The organism is Archangium sp. (assembly GCF_057119385.1).
On sequence record NZ_DBNGVP010000003.1, the window covers coordinates 69,779 to 82,998 of the forward strand.

The 13,220-nt window shown below is 70.3% G+C and carries 12 protein-coding genes; 7 read left to right on the forward strand and 5 right to left on the reverse strand.

Annotated features, from left to right (window positions below):
* Window positions 1–40 precede the first annotated feature (40 nt).
* From AC16DP_RS01435 to AC16DP_RS01455, 5 genes are all read left to right on the forward strand, one after another.
* Complete coding sequence (locus AC16DP_RS01435; protein WP_329725998.1) at window positions 41–883, forward strand: LEA/WHy family protein; 843 nt, start codon at window positions 41–43, stop codon at window positions 881–883.
* A gap of 98 nt (window positions 884–981) precedes the next feature.
* Window positions 982–1,374, forward strand: coding sequence for an aspartate 1-decarboxylase (panD, locus tag AC16DP_RS01440; protein ID WP_329725997.1), 393 nt, complete (start codon window positions 982–984; stop codon window positions 1,372–1,374).
* Window positions 1,375–1,480: 106 nt separating this feature from the next.
* Window positions 1,481–1,924, forward strand: coding sequence for a hypothetical protein (locus AC16DP_RS01445; RefSeq protein ID WP_329725996.1), 444 nt, complete (start codon window positions 1,481–1,483; stop codon window positions 1,922–1,924).
* Between the two features lie 15 nt (window positions 1,925–1,939).
* Window positions 1,940–2,557: an EcsC family protein gene (locus tag AC16DP_RS01450; protein WP_329725995.1), complete on the forward strand. Its 618-nt coding sequence runs from the start codon at window positions 1,940–1,942 to the stop codon at window positions 2,555–2,557.
* 12 nt (window positions 2,558–2,569) lie between these two features.
* On the forward strand, window positions 2,570–3,070 hold the full coding sequence (locus tag AC16DP_RS01455) for a GGDEF domain-containing protein (protein WP_329725994.1): 501 nt from the start codon (window positions 2,570–2,572) through the stop codon (window positions 3,068–3,070).
* A 74-nt stretch (window positions 3,071–3,144) separates the two neighbouring features.
* Here AC16DP_RS01455 and AC16DP_RS01460 read toward each other — a convergent pair whose 3' ends face one another.
* Window positions 3,145–4,755, reverse strand: a complete 1,611-nt coding sequence (locus AC16DP_RS01460; protein WP_329725993.1) for a sigma-54-dependent Fis family transcriptional regulator — start codon at window positions 4,753–4,755, stop codon at window positions 3,145–3,147.
* A 186-nt stretch (window positions 4,756–4,941) separates the two neighbouring features.
* Here AC16DP_RS01460 and AC16DP_RS01465 point away from each other — a divergent pair, with 186 nt between their 5' ends.
* Complete coding sequence (locus AC16DP_RS01465) at window positions 4,942–5,397, forward strand: FHA domain-containing protein (RefSeq protein ID WP_329725992.1); 456 nt, start codon at window positions 4,942–4,944, stop codon at window positions 5,395–5,397.
* Here AC16DP_RS01465 and AC16DP_RS01470 read toward each other — a convergent pair.
* Window positions 5,363–6,937, reverse strand: coding sequence for a sigma-54-dependent Fis family transcriptional regulator (locus AC16DP_RS01470; RefSeq protein ID WP_329725991.1), 1,575 nt, complete (start codon window positions 6,935–6,937; stop codon window positions 5,363–5,365). The genes AC16DP_RS01465 and AC16DP_RS01470 overlap by 35 nt on opposite strands.
* Before the next feature lie 219 nt (window positions 6,938–7,156).
* Here AC16DP_RS01470 and AC16DP_RS01475 point away from each other — a divergent pair, with 219 nt between their 5' ends.
* A complete protein-coding gene (locus tag AC16DP_RS01475) occupies window positions 7,157–8,554 on the forward strand; it encodes an FHA domain-containing protein (RefSeq protein ID WP_329725990.1) in 1,398 nt (465 codons plus the stop codon).
* Window positions 8,555–8,558: 4 nt separating this feature from the next.
* Here the strand turns inward: AC16DP_RS01475 and AC16DP_RS01480 are convergent, their stop codons facing one another.
* The 3 genes from AC16DP_RS01480 to AC16DP_RS01490 form a co-directional block, all read right to left on the reverse strand.
* Complete coding sequence (locus AC16DP_RS01480) at window positions 8,559–10,754, reverse strand: patatin-like phospholipase domain-containing protein (protein ID WP_329725989.1); 2,196 nt, start codon at window positions 10,752–10,754, stop codon at window positions 8,559–8,561.
* 57 nt (window positions 10,755–10,811) lie between these two features.
* Window positions 10,812–11,393: a Uma2 family endonuclease gene (locus tag AC16DP_RS01485; RefSeq protein WP_329725988.1), complete on the reverse strand. Its 582-nt coding sequence runs from the start codon at window positions 11,391–11,393 to the stop codon at window positions 10,812–10,814.
* A gap of 119 nt (window positions 11,394–11,512) precedes the next feature.
* On the reverse strand, window positions 11,513–13,162 hold the full coding sequence (locus AC16DP_RS01490; protein ID WP_329725987.1) for a glycosyltransferase family 39 protein: 1,650 nt from the start codon (window positions 13,160–13,162) through the stop codon (window positions 11,513–11,515).
* Between the last annotated feature and the right edge of the window lie 58 nt (window positions 13,163–13,220).

The window sequence follows — 13,220 nt, forward strand, 5'->3', positions numbered from 1 at the left end:
TGGCCCGGCGGCTCATCCGTCCGCTGACATGCCCATGACCATGAACCTGAAGAACCGACCCCTCCTCCTCGTCGCCACCCTCGGCCTCGTCCTGCTCGCTGGCTGCGCCTCGATGCAGAAGATGCTGAAGAACGCCTTCCAGAAGCCCCGCCTCACCTTCAAGACGGCGCGGCTGTCCCAGGCCTCGCTCTCCGACGCCACGGTGGACCTCGTCTACCAGATTGAAAACCCCAACCCGCTGGGGCTGTCGCTGGCCTCCATCGACTACGCCTTCTTCGTCGAGGACAAGCAGGTGGTGGCCGGCACGCCGCCCAAGGGCCTCAACATCGCGGCCCGGGGCAAGTCGGAGCTCACCTTCCCGGCCAACGTGAAGTTCGCGGACATCGCCCCCGTGGTGACGACGTTCCTCACCAAGGACAGCGCCCGCTACAAGGCACAGGGCAGCCTGGGCATCCAGACGCCCATCGGCGTGCTCAAGTTCCCCCTGGAGCACGAGGGCGTCTTCGAGGTCCCCAAGATTCCGCAGGTGCAGTTCGAGGCCCCGCGCATCACAAACGTCACGCTGCAGGGCGCCACGGTGGAGTTCCCCCTCGTGGTGAAGAACCGCAACAGCTTCCCGCTGCCGGTGGCCGGCATCAGCGGTGGCCTGAAGGTGGCCGGCGCCAGTGTGGGCAACCTCAACACGGGTGACCTGGGCCTGCTGGAGCCCGGTGGCACGAAGCAGGTCACCCTGCCGCTGACCATCAACTTCCTGAGCGCGGCGAGCGCGGCCAGCGCCCTGCGCTCGGGCGGCAGCGCACAGGTGAAGTGGGACGGCAAGCTGGTGTCGGGCGGGCAGAACGTGCCCCTGGACGTTTCTCAACTCCTGAATTTCCGGCGTTAGCGGGGAGGGCGAGGGGGCAGCCGGGCGGACGAGTCATTGAAGGTTGTCCCCCGGCGCCTCAGCCGTTACGGTTGCGCCGCATCTTTCCGGGTCCCCCCATGCGCCGAATCCTCTTCAAGTCGAAGATCCACCGTGCGACCGTCACCCAGGCCGACCTGGATTACGAGGGCTCGGTCACCATCGACAGCCACCTGCTGCGCGCCGCCGACATCCTGCCCTTCGAGAAGGTGGCGGTGTGGAACGTGACGCGCGGCACGCGGCTGGAGACGTACGCGCTGGAGGGCGAGGCGGGCAGCGGCGTCATCTGCATCAACGGCGCCGCGGCGCACCTCAACAAGCCGGGGGACCTGGTCATCCTGGCCACCTTCGCCGAGGTGGAGGAGCACGAGGCGCTCAACTGGAAGCCCACGGTGGTGTTCGTGGACGAGAAGAACCGCATCGTGCCCGGCCGGACGGAGGAGATTCCGGGTCCGGCGCGCCGCATCGCCTGAACGGCGCTGGACGCTCGGTGCGTCCCACCGCTTTACGCTCCGGCGCGGGCTTGCCATGCTCGTGCGTCCATGAAGGGCGGTCCTCCGCCCCGGAGGCGAGCGAGCGATGAAGTGGACCTGGGCCTGCGCGGGCCTGCTGTGGGTGCTGGCGGGCTGTCTCACCGACAAAGAGGCCTTCCGGCCCAACCCCAACGATGAGGATCCGCTCGTGGGGGCGGTGCCGCTGGTGCGCTCGCCACAGAAGGACCGGTGCGCGCAGCATGGGCGCTCGTCGGTGCGGGGCAACTGTGACGAGGCGAAGTACCTGGCCACCGAGTACACGCGCCGGCTGTCGGTGGGGGACGAGGTGTGCCTGGAGGGGGGCTATGGTGACGAGCCGGGCGGGGCGTGCAAGGCGCGGGCGGCGGTCATCGACACGGCGCCCAACCGGGTGAAGCTGGAAGTGCGGACGGCGAAGCCGGACTCGCGCTGGTTCAACGCGGAGATGCGTCACGCCTGGTACGAAGAGGGCGCGCTGGTGGACCTTTACCTCGCCGAGCGGGGTTACTGAGGGAGGGAGAGACGAATGGCCTTCTATGAGCCCATCGCGGACAAGGTGAAGCAGCTGACGCCCGCGGAGCTGAAGAAGCTGGCGGACACGAAGCTGTCGGATCTGGTGCAGCAGGAAGTGCCGAAGGCGCGCAAGCGGGTGTTGGAGCTGGAGCAGCGCTATCCGTCGGCGGGGCTGCGCGAGCGGGCGCAGCGGATGATCGACGAGAAGAAGCACGTGGCGAGCATGACGGGAGGGGTGTTCGGGGCGTTCGGGCTGTTGGGGTTGCCGGCGGACCTGACGGTGATGGCGTGGCTGCAGCTGACGCTGCTGGTGGACGTGGCGACGCTGTACAAGGTGAACCTGAAGAGCGAGCGGGCGCGCAACGAGCTGTTGGACCTGTACGGGTACACGACGGGCGTGGGGCCGATTCAGCGTTCGGGGCCGAGGGTGTTGGGGAAGGTGGCGGAGGTGTTGCTGACGAAGGGAGGCCTGCAGACGTTGGGGCGGGCGATGCCGTTCGTGGCGGCGCCGGTGACGGCGTACCTGAACAACCAGCACATCCAGAAGGTGGGAGACCACGCGGTGCGCTTCTACGAGGGTTTCGACAAGGCGCACGCGAAGACGAAGGCGGCCTCGCGCAAGGCGGGCTGAGTCCACTCGCCGATGACTGAACGCGCCCCACAAGTCTGTCCGAGCACGGGGGCCTACCTGCGCCCCTACTTCGAGTCGTTGCTGGCGAAAGCCGTGTCGGACGCGACGCTGGCGCGGATGCCGCTGACGGTGCTCTGGGTGGACGTGGACGAGACGCAGGAAGGCAACGACGCGCACGGCCGCGAGGCGATGGACGCGGCGTTGAGCGGGCTGGTGGACGAGCTCGCGGCGGAGCTGGACGGGCGGGGGCCGATTGGCCGGATGGAGGGAGATGCCTTCGCGGCGAGCCTGTACGCGGTGGCGCCGCACATGAGCGTGAGGCTGGCGGAGGGGCTGCGCCGGCGGCTCGCGGACCGGCGGTTCCGTTCGCAGACGGGTGGCTTCCAGCTCACGGTGTCGGTGGGAATCGCGGGGCTGAGGCCCGGAGAGCCCTACGGCAACCTGCTGGAGGCAGCGGAGGCCTCGTGCGTCCAGGCGAAGCAGGCGGGGCGGAACCGGGTGGTGGTGCGCTGATGACTCCCTCGCCCTCCGGGCGAGGGGAAATGGGCGCGAGTCAGGGCATGTGCCCGGCGGCCCACCGTGTTCACTCACTCGATACTGAACGCCTTCATCCGGGCCTTGAGCGTATTGACCGCGATGCCCAGCTCCTGCGCGGCGCGGGTCTTGTTGCCCTGGTGCTTCGCCAGTGCCTCCCGGAGGTCCTCCGCGGTCAGGTCCACGGGCCGCTTGCGCAACGCGGTCACGGGCACCTCCAGGGTCACCCGAGCCATGGATGCGGAACCCTCGCCCTCGAAGCCCATCTGCCTCTGGCCCAGATACGTCTTCACCGCCTCCAGCGTGATGACGGTCCGCCGGTGCTCGATTCCCTCGAGCGACTGGAGCGCCACCTCGCGGGCCACCACCGTGCGCACCGTCGACTCCAGCTCGCGAATCTGCCCCGGCCAGCTCGCCTTCTGCAGGTAGGCGATGGCATCGCTGGTGAGCTCGGCGTCGTACTGCTGCTCCACCTTGAGCCGGTGCAGGAAGGTCTCCACCAGACTCGGGATGTCGTCGCGCCGCTCCTCGAGCGTGGGGAGGATGATGACGTCCCCCGTCGCGAGCCGCTGCGTGAGGTCCGGCCGCAGCCCGGTCTGCTGGAGCGCCACCTTGGAGGCGGAGATGAGCCGGAAGCGAGGTGGCGGCTCGCGGAAGTCCGCGGGAGCCCCCAGCGGCGCGAAGTTGCCGGTGCCCTCCAACACGTCCACCAGGAAGTCCTGGGCGATGCGCGGCAGGAACTCCACCTCGTCCAGGAAGAGCGTGCCCCGGTTGGCGCTGTAGAGCTTGCCCACTCGCGCGTAGGACGCATCCGTGAACGCGCCCTTCACGTGTCCGAGCAGCTCGCTCGTCAGCGCGTTGATGTCCTGGGGCAGCCGGCCGCAGTTGAGGATGACGAAGTTGCCCTCGAGCCGGCCGCGGCTGTGGATCTCCCGCGCGATGTACGTCTTCCCCGTGCCCGACTTCCCCAGCAGGAACACCGGGAGCTGGTGCCGGGCACAGACGTTGATGGCGCGCTCGAGCCGGACCGTCTCGGGCGACTTCCCCTGCTGCGAGCGCGAGCCCGCCACCAGTCCGTGCGGCACCTCCTCCAGGAGGGTGATGCGGCTCCTGCCATTGCCCAGCAGCACCACGTCTCCGGCCTCCAGCACCTGGTCCCTCGAGGCGCGGATCTCCTGGAAGTGCCTGCGCTCGTCGCCCTCCACCTGGACGTCGCTGCGGCCCAGGAAGCTGTGGTTGCGTGAGTTGAGATCCCGGTACACCCAGCGGTGGTCCTCGCGGAAGGACAGCCGCCCGTGCTGCCGCGACACCGCGTCGTGCGGGAAGACGACGGTGGACTCGGGCGCCCGTCCGAACACGTACGAGCGGTCCGGATACAGCGCGACGATCAGATCCTCGATGCCCTCCCGCTGGACGCGCAGCGCCCGGGGCTCGCGGTACGGCGCCGCCTCCACCTCCTGCGCGGGGGCCGGCGCGCCCAACGTCCTCAGCCGGCCATCACTCGTGCTGGACAGGCCGTCCTCCGGCGTCTCCTCCAGCGCGGGGTCCGTGATGGCCTGGATGGAGATGCTGGTCTTCTCCAGCGAGGGGCCGTTCAGCGCTCCGCCCTCCTCCGCCTGCTCCTGCCCGCCCTGCTCCTCGCCACGCCTCTCCCGGGTCGTCATGCGGCGCCCCCCTTCGGCTGATTGCCATCAGAGTTGATAGCAGCTTTGACGAGTCCATGCTGACAGGTCCCCCTGTCACCCCGCTGCGACCTATCACAAGTCCTTGAAACAACTCGGGATTCTCCCTCGCGTCACGCCCGGCACGGACCGTGCTCCAGCAGGGTCCATCCACCAGGAGGGCACACCATGTTCGTCATCACTGTCGGGCGGCTCGGAACGAGTGAGCGGAAGACGGGGACCCTGGCATCGCGCGAGGTCAGCATCGGCCGGGCGGCGGAGAACGACCTGGTGCTCGAGGACGAGCTCGTCTCGCGCGTGCACTGCCGGCTGGTGGCCGTCGAGGGCGGAGCCGTGGTGATGGACGAGGGCTCGAGCAACGGCACCTGGCTCAATGGCGAGCCCCTCACCCATCCCACGTTCCTCGCCTTCCACGATGAGCTCGTCGTGGGCCACTGCGTGCTGCGGGTGCAGTCGCTCGTGGGCCGCTGCACCACCGGGCGGACGCACCTGCACGCGGAGCCACTCCCGCCGGCCCGGCCCGCGCACCGCGAGCCCTTCCTCGACTGGGCCCACCTCCAGCGGCTGCCGGTGCCGCTGCCCCGCTTCGTCACTCGATGCCGAGCGCCTTCATCCGCGCCTTGAGGGTGTTGAGCGCGACGCGCAGCTCCACCGAGGCCCGCGTCTTGTTGCCCTCGTGCTTCTCCAGGGCACGCCGGATGTCCTCGCCCGTCAGGTCGCTCGGGCGCTTGCGCACGGACGCGAGCCCTTCCTTCGAGGGCCGCGTCACCTGCTGCACGGACTCGGAGACGGGGCCGCCGAAGCCCAGCTCCCGTTGCCGCAGGTAGGTCCGCACCGACTCCAGCGTGACGAGCGTGCGGTGGCGCGCGAGTCCCTCCAGCTCCTGCTGTGCCGCCTCGCGGGCCACCACCGTGCGCACCGTCGACTCCAGCTCGCGAATCTGTCCCGGCCAGCTCGCCTTCTGCAGGAAGGCGATGGCCTCGCGGGTGAGCTCGGCGTCGTACTGCTGCTCCACCCTCAGCTGGTGCAGGAAGCTCTCCACCAGGTGGGGGATGTCCTCGTGCCGCTCCTCGAGCGTGGGCAGGATGATGAAGTCCCCCGTGGCGAGCCGCTGCGTGAGATCCTGCCGCAGCGCCGTCTGCCGCAGGGGCACCTTGGAGGCGGAGATGAGCCGGAAGCGCGGCGGGGGCTCGCGGAAGTCCGCGGGGGCGCCCAGCGGCGCGAGTCCGCCCGTGCCCTCCAGCACGTCCACCAGGAAGTCCTGCGCCACGCTGGAGAGGAACTCCACCTCGTCCAGGAAGAGCGTGCCCCCGTTGGCGCTGTAGAGCTTGCCCACCCGCGCGAGCGACGCCCCGGTGAACGCGCCCTTCACGTGTCCGAGCAGCTCACTGGTGAGCGCGTTGATGTCCTGGGGCAGCCGTCCGCAGTTGAGGATGACGAAGTTGCCCTCCACGCCGCTGCGGCGGTGGATCTCCCGCGCGATGAACGTCTTGCCCGTGCCCGACTTCCCCAACAGGAACACCGGCAGGTGGTGGCGGGCACAGCGCTCGATGGAGCGCTCCAACTCCATCGTGGCGGAGGAGACCTGTTTCCCCGGGCGCGGGCCGGCCTCCACGCCCGGCGGCACCTCCGCCAGCAGGGTGATGCGGCTCTTGCCGTTGCCCAGCAGCACCACGTCCCCGGCCTCCAGCACCTGGTCGCGAGAGGGGCCCACCCGCTGGAAGTGCAGGCGGGCGTCCACCACGCTCTGCTCCTCCTGGCGCCCGAGGAAACTCCCGTTCTTCGAGTTGAGCTCCCGGTACACCCAGCGCTGATCCTCGCGGAAGGACAGCCGCCCGTGCTGCCGCGACACCGCGTCATTGGGGAAGACGACGGTGGACTCGGGGGCCCGCCCGAAGACGTACGAACGGTCCGGGTACAGCGGCACCGTCAGGTCTTCAATGCCCTCGCGCTGCACGAGCAGGGCCCGGGGCTCCCGGTAGGGCACCTCCCAGCCCCGGGGCTGCTCCGCGCTGGCCTCCCGGGGCTCGCGCTGCAACCGCTCGTTGCGGGTGTCGCCGGCGGACGCCTCGTCCTCCCGGCGCGTCGACGGGAGCGCCTGCCAGGTCCTGCTGCGCGAGGGCCCGCCCGGGGTGGGGGGTGACTCACCATCTCCGGTCGTCATCGGCCCTCCCGCCTGCTGCGCCACTGTCACGATTGATAGCAGTTTTGACAGGCACCTGTCGGCGACTCGGGGTATAGGGGGCCCCGCCGGGCCCGGAAAGGTCCGGATGTACGGGGTAGTCCGTAAAGCCTAGTAGTTGGCACGCATCGTGCTTGGAGTTTCGGAGGCAGCCGGAGAGCTGGACCGGCCTTCCCCCACCCTCCACCCAGAGGAGCACGCGTGTTCAACATCACTGTCGGGCTCATCGGAGAGAGCAGCATGAAGACGGGCACCCTGGCTTCGCGAGAGATCGCCATCGGGAGGGATCCGACGAACGATCTCGTGCTCGATAACGGGAGCGTCTCGCGCACCCACTGCAGACTGGTCGCCATCGAGGGAGCCGCCATCGTGTTGGACGAAGGCTCGAAGAACGGAACGTGGCTCAATGGGAGGCCAGTGGCCCACCCCAGCGTGCTGAAGTTCGAGGACGAGTTGGTCATTGGCCCGTACGTCCTGCGGGTGCAATCCCTGGTGGGCCGCGGGCTGTCCGCCGCGCCCCAGGAGCTGGGGGTCCGTCCATACCCAGGGCCCACGCAGGAGCCCGGAGAATCCCGGGAGAACACGGTGGTGTCCCGGGGTCTGTCCACGCTCGAGGAGCGGCGGCAGGCGCTGCGCTGGCTGATGTTGGAGCAGGGTCCCAACCCCCGTTTCGACGAGGTGCTGCGCGCGGCCCTGAAGGACTCGGACCTGGAAGTCCGCATGACGGCGGTGCTGGCGGCAGCGAAGTTGCGGGCCCGTGACCTTCTGCCCGCCCTCCAGTCCTCGGACCTGCCCACCCTGCTGCAGGAGGTGGACGAGCCGCGCGAGCGCCGTTTCCTCGAGGCCCTCTGGCAGGGGGTCATCCGATACCTCCAGGAGCGCCGTCACCCAGGGGACAGTGTGCCGGGGAGGGATCCGCTCAAGCCGCTGTGGAAGCTGCTGAGGGGCGAGCTGGAGGTGACGGACCCGGCGTCCATGCTGCTGTACTCGCTCACCACGGCCCTCACCATGGGCAAGATGCCCCGGCAGCTGCCGCGGGGCGTGGTGCAGCAGGACGGCCGCTTCTTCCTGGAGCGCTCCGGGCTGCCCCTGCGGTGGATCGCCCCCGTGGAGCACCTGCTGGGCGCCAACCCCGTGCGCCGCGTCACCTCCCCCGGCTTCTTCGTGGCCCAGGTGCCTGTGGACAGGCGTCTGGCCAAGTGGGTGGGTAACCCACAACCCACCCGTGTCGAGCTTGACCACGAGCAGGTGTGGCTCGGCTCCTTCAAGGAGGCCGAGCGCCTGTGCGAGGAGTTCTCGAAGATCGAGAATGCGCACATCCGCCTCCCAAGTGCGGACGAGTGGGAGATGTCGGCACGCGGAACGGACGGGCGGCGTTACCCGTGGGGCAACCTTCCCCAGGAGGACTGGGAGGAGTGCGCCTCGCCGTGGGGCGTGGAGTACCTGGTGGGAGACGTGCCGGAGTGGACGCTGGAGCACGAGACGGGCACGCAACTGCTGCGCGGGGGAGTGGAAGCGCGTACGTGGGTGCGGCACCCCGTCTACGAGGGCGAGGAGGAGTTCGCCGCGGCGCTGCGCCCCGTCATCCCCGGCGTCTGAGGGGTTACAGCTCGCGTCCTCCGGGACACAAGCCGCGTTCGCGGGCCCGCTGCTGTGCATCCGGGCCCGCGGTGAGCCACTCGCGCACCGCGGCCACCCGCTCGCGCAGCGCGGAGCTGGACGCCGCGTGCTCCAACCGCGCCACGTCATGATTCGTCAGCGCCCAGCTCAGCGGGGCCGTCTCGCCGAGCTCGAAGATGGCGGTGGTGAAGAAGCACGGCTCGCTCGCGTTGAGCTCGTCCTGCACCAGGCTCAGCAGCTCATCGTTGCGGAAGGACATGCTGGACTCGCGCGCCCGCAGCACCGCCTCCAGCGGTGACGTCAGCCCGCCCAGCAGCCCGTCCGCCGGAGCCACCTGCAGCTTCGTGCGCCGGCCGTTGCCGAGATGATCCCGAATCTGGATGAGCACCACGCCCGAGGTGCACTCGCGCACCCACTGGCGATGGGCGTGCAGCCACTGCACCGCCAGGTCCACGCCGTAGTTGTCGTAGTAGCCCGCGTCCACCACGCGCACGCGCGGCGAGGTGGGCAGCGAGCTGGCCGGGCTGACATAGGGGAACGACGCGCTCATGCGCGCCGCGGCCGCCACCGGGAAGGCCCGCTGCTTGAGGGGGAAGAGCTGGAAGAGCTGCACCCCGGAGAGGGACAGGCGGGACAGCGCCTTCTCCTGGGGCCCGTCGCCGTTGCGCTCCACCACCAGCGAGCTCGCCTCCGAGGACGTCAGCGCCGACAGGTCCAGGTTGCTCACCAGCAGCCGCCGTCCGTCCTCCACCAGCATCGGCGAGTACACCAGCGAGGGCAGCCAGCCCTCCGCCTCGCCCTGGCGCAGGTCCCCGAAGGTGCGCCCCAGCAGGCCGTCCGTGTGCCGCACCCAGGCGTTCTCCAGCGCCCGGCCGCGGCCCTCGCCGAAGGGCAGCATCAGCGCGATGGCCGCCGACGACAGGCTGTCCTTCTGCATCATCATGGGCAGCGCGTCCGGAGCCGCCATGCCCTGGGGGTAGAGCCCCGTCACCCAGGTGCCCGCCCCCACCATGCCGCCCGAGGCCCCGGTGACGAGGCGCACGTAGCGGTGGAAGCCCGGCACCCCGTCCGGGCCCTGAAGCCTGGAGAGCACGTGCGCCGTCCACGCCGCGGCGCGGATGCCGCCGCCACTCGTCGACACCAGGGCCAGCCGAGGCCTCGGCCCCGGCTCGCAGCGAGGCACCGCCTGCCCCGAGGCGGGTTGCACCTCGCCCTGCGTGGGCCACGCCGCGCCGGGAGGGGGCTCGGCCCGCATGCGCGCGAGCCACGCGTCCAGCACGGCCTCGTCCCCCAGCAGCCCCGCGTCACGGGGAGGCGCGAGGCTCGTTCCCGCGTACGCGGGCGGCTGGGACAGGGCCAGCTCGTCGTAATAGGAGATGTCCGCGCAGCCCCGCCCGGTGAACACCACCAGGACGCCCGAGACGAGGAGCGCGCCCATGTGCCGCTCGGGGAAGAAGAAGCGGATGGCGCCGTAGAGGGCGCCGACCAGGCCGATCGCCACGCAGATGACCACGGCCGGTGACACCCACCCGTGGTTGCCCGTGAAGGCCACGTGCGCGGCCACCAGCAGGTAGCCCAGCAGGAAGATGGCGAGCAGCCCGCCCTGCAGCACGTGCAGCACCACGATGAGCGTCGAGCGCCTGCGGAAGAACGTCGCTTCTATCCACCGCAGCCACCCGTGGCGCTGCCGGTCCGACTCACACCAGCGCTGCAACCACTCGGCGCCGCGCGTGAGCAGCAGCGTGACGCACAGCGCGGACAGGATGCCGAAGAGGAAGGCGAATTGCCGGTCGATGAGGCTCGGGATGCTGAGCACCACCAGCCAGGCGGGATAGGTCCCGGTGCGGAAGAAGTACCAACGGACGGAGGGCGGCACCCCACCCGGCTTGCCCCGCCGGGGCGCCAGGGCCCACTTCTCGTCCGCGTCCAGCAGGTAGCCCACGAAGCACAACTGCCCCAACAACATCGCCGCCATGAAGCCCGCGACGAACGTCACCCGGGGCACGTCATGCAGGAAGAGGCGCGGCAACCCGAGCGACTCGAACCCACCCCAGACGATGCAGACGGGCAGCAACTGGAGCACCACCAGCAGCGGGTAGCGGCCCAGCCACTCCACCACGGGACGCAGGGGCTGTGCCGTCTCGCCCCGCCACCAGGACCGGACCCGTTCCAACGCCATGGACACAAGCCTGCACCAGAATGGCCCCCGCATGAAACGCTGGGGGCTTCCGACTGTTCACCGCCCGGCCGGTCCCTCGGGGAGCCAGAGCAGCTCCAACCCGAGCTCCACCGCCCCGAAGGGCTCGGCGCGTACCCGCTCGTTGCCCGTGTGCGTCGCCACGAGCAGCCAGCCCCTGGCCTCGCGGCGGAGCACCTCCAGGGTGCGCGCGAGCGGATCCACCAGCCACACGTGACCCACGCCTTCGCGGTGGTAGAGCGGCAGCTTGCGCGCGCGATCCATGGCCCCGGTGGACGGAGAGAGCACTTCGCACAGCCAGTCCGGTGCCACCGTCATGAAGGGCTCGTTGGGAGCAGGCGGCTTCGGCAAGCGCTCACGGCGCCAGCCCGCCAGGTCCGGCACCAGCACGTTCCGGCCAAAGTGGATCTCTGGTTCATCGAAGATCCACCACCCACCGGGCCCGCCCTGCCCCAGGTCGAACGGGCCGCCCAGCACCGTCCCCAGCACTGAGGAGACCCGCGCATGGCCCATCGCGGGCCTCGGCGAGGCCACCAGCTCCTCCTCAATGATCTCCCCCACCCACCCCACCGGCAGCGCCTCAATGTCCTCATAGGTCGCTGGCTTCTTCCCCTTCCCCATCTCCACTCCTCCCGCTCCGGGCAACGCCGCCCCACTCGACTTCAGCGGTATCATCGCAACCGATGACCGCTCGGGTCAAGTCAGGCCCCCATCCCGGCACGGCTCGGAGGCAGGAGGGCTCAGAAGCAGCGCGTGGCGCCCTGCGCATCGGGGCGGGGCCGCCGGGCGAGCGAGAGGCCCTTCCGGACGAAGACGTTGTAGTGCCAGACCCAGCCCTCGGTGCTGGGATCCGAGGGTTGGCTGCAGAGGAACTCGTACTCCTCGGCGAAGCTCGGGGCCTCGAAGATGGCCCGGTCCTGCTGGTAGGCCGCGCGCAGGGGCAGAGGCCGGCCGTCCTCGCCCCGCAGCCGCTCGTCGAGGATCCAGGGCAGCTCGCCATTGAGACGCAGCACCACGAACGAGGGCTTGTCGCCGAGCACCACCCGGGCGATCTCCCGCGAGCCCGCGTTGTCCGGGAAGAAGAGGTGGCCCTGGTAGGTCCCCTTGCTGGCGTGGATGACGCGGGCGATGCGCGCATCCGTCAGGCCGCCCGTGTCGATGACGCGCAGCCCGGTGCCATAGGCCACGGCGCCCACGTCGAGCATCGCCACCGAGGCACCCGGCCCGCCCACGGACGAGAGCCATGCGCCGAGCGGCTCGCGCGCCAGGACCGAGGCCCCGGTGTCGACGCGCACCTGCATGAACACCTCCTGGGCCTGAACCACCGCGGGAGGAATCAGGGCCGCGGCCACGAGCAACACGAGCCCCGCCCGGGCCGGAGTCCGAGCGCCCTCGCGCATCCGCTCGCCGAGCAATCTCCAGAGCAGCACGAGGGCGGTGGCGGTCGCGACGGCGGCGATGGGCACCAGCGGGACGAGGAAGCGGAAGTGGGGAATCCAGTCCCCGCCCACGGAGGCGATGTACGCGGCCCACACGGTGAACAGGAGGGCGAGCATCCGGAAGCGCGAGTCCCCCTTGAACGCGAGCACCCACAAGCCGAGCAACGCGAGGTACCCGGAGTGCTCCACGCCGTAGCCGGCGAGGTAGTCCAGGCCGGAGGCGAGGCGGCCCGTGGAGTCGAGCGGCACCTTGGCCAGCAACGTGTTGGGGGTGAGCGAGCCGAACCAGGCGGCCTTGTAGGCGGAGACGGGCACGACGAGCACCAGGGTGGGCAGGGCGAGGGCCACCCAGCGGCGCCAGCGATCGGGCTCGCGGCGCCAGCGCCACAGCGCGCTCACGCCGATGAACGCGAGCGGCAGAGCGCCCTCGGGACGGAAGAGGATGGCCAGGGCGAGCGCCAGACCGGCCAGCCCCTCATCGCGAGCCGAGCGGGCCCGCACATGGAAGAACAGTCCGAGCGCGACGAAGGCGGCGAAGGGAGCGGTCTCGAGTCCATTGACGCACGCCACCGCGACGCCCGTGTGCAGCGCCACCAGGAGCCCCGCGAGCACCCCGGCCGCCCGCGAACCACTCAGCTCCCGGGCGAGGGCCATGCTGACGCCCACCAGCACGAGCCCGCACACGACACCGAGCACCTTCACCGTCAGGAGCGGCTCCAGGCCCAGGCGCAGGAAGGCCGCCTCGAGCACCACCATGGCGGGGCTGGTGAAACCCTCCACGCGCTCGCCCACGTTGAAGACGGGGCCGTGGCCCGCCGCGAGGTTCTCCGCGTAGCGCAACAGGATGAAGGCATCGTCCACGCGCATCGGGAAGAAGAGCAGCGTGTGGAGGACGAGCAGGAGCCCGAGAGCGGCGAAGGCGAGGGCATTGGCCCGGGTGTCGCGTGACATGGAGGGCCGGACGATACCAGCCCGCTGGCGAAGGGAAGTGTAAGGTGCGGCCCCGAGC